Below are 1247 nucleotides of genomic sequence, written 5' to 3' on the forward strand. Positions count from 1 at the left end.
GCCCGGGCCGCACCGAGGCCGAGGTCGCCGCCGACATCGACCTGGCCATCCGCGACGCCGGGCACGCCCGTACGGACTTCGTCATCGTCGCGGCCGGCCCGAACGCCGCCAGCCCGCACCACAGCAGCGGGCCGCGGATCATCGAACGCGGCGACCCGGTGGTCGTCGACATCGGCGGCACGATGCCGAGCGGCTACTGCTCCGACTGCACCCGCACGTACGTCCTCGGGCCGTCGGCGCCCGCGGACTTCACCGACTACTACGCCGTGCTCCAGGCCGCCCAGCGGGCCGCGGTGGCCGCCGTCCGGCCCGAGGTCAGCGCCGAGGCAGTGGACGCCGCCGCACGCCGCCCCATCGAGCAGGCCGGCTACGGGGAGCTGTTCCTGCACCGCACCGGTCACGGGATCGGGCTGGAGACGCACGAGGACCCGTACATCGTCGCGGGAAACACCGACCCCCTGGTGGCGGGCATGGCGTTCTCGGTCGAGCCCGGCATCTACCGGGCCGGTGCGCACGGGGCCCGGATCGAGGACATCGTCGTCTGCACCCCCGACGGCGTACGGCGGCTCAACACCACCGACACCGGCCTGGTCCACCTCTAACGCTCGTTCAGGAGCAACCCGTGGGTACCGGAAATGCGGCGAGCCGCTACGGTTTACGACATGACGACCTACTCGGGTCCGGCAACGCTGATCCTCGTCGACGGCGCACGCGTCACCGGCATGGCCTCGCTCGGCACCAACAACCGGGGGAACCTCAACGGCTGGAGCGGCACGTTCCGGCCCAACGAGGTCAGCACGGACATCCGTAACGCGACCGAGGGACTGCAGTTGGAGTTGCCCTACGACCAGATCGGTGAGGTCGCCGTGACCGGCGTCCGCAAGCTGCTGGCCACCCAGGTGCTGATGTCGCTGGTCGGTCGGGGGCCCGCACCCTTCTGAGGCCGGCCCGGCCGGGCCCTCAGGGTCATACCGGGGTCGTCTCCGGGGATGGCCGGATGGCTCCCCGCCACGCCGCACGCGAGGCTCGCAGACATGGGAAGTGTCCGAGCCTCGCTCGTGCGATCCGACACCGCCGTGCTGCATCTGCGGGTGCTGCTGCTCTCGGGCATCGCGACGGTCCTGATCACCCGCGGCTTCCTCGCGGCCACCGGCTATCCCAAGCTGGGCGGCGGCGGGCTGCACATCGCGCACGTGCTCTGGGGCGGTCTGCTCATGCTGGCCGGCCTGGGCGCCGCACTGGCCCTG

At 71.9% G+C, this 1247-nt stretch carries 2 protein-coding genes and 1 pseudogene; all 3 read left to right on the forward strand.

Translation table 11 applies throughout. From position 1 onward, the window contains the following. Positions 1 to 602, forward strand: a 602-nt coding sequence (locus tag AB0C29_RS49155; protein ID WP_360835366.1) for a M24 family metallopeptidase, incomplete at its 5' end; no start/stop codon positions are given. A 60-nt stretch (positions 603 to 662) separates the two neighbouring features. Next, positions 663 to 941, forward strand: a complete 279-nt coding sequence (locus AB0C29_RS49160) for a hypothetical protein (protein ID WP_360552794.1) — start codon at positions 663 to 665, stop codon at positions 939 to 941. A gap of 93 nt (positions 942 to 1034) precedes the next feature. Beyond that, a pseudogene (locus tag AB0C29_RS49165) lies at positions 1035 to 1247 on the forward strand (hypothetical protein); the annotation flags it as partial.

This window comes from Actinoplanes sp. NPDC048791 (assembly GCF_040650095.1).
Lineage (GTDB): Bacteria > Actinomycetota > Actinomycetes > Mycobacteriales > Micromonosporaceae > Actinoplanes.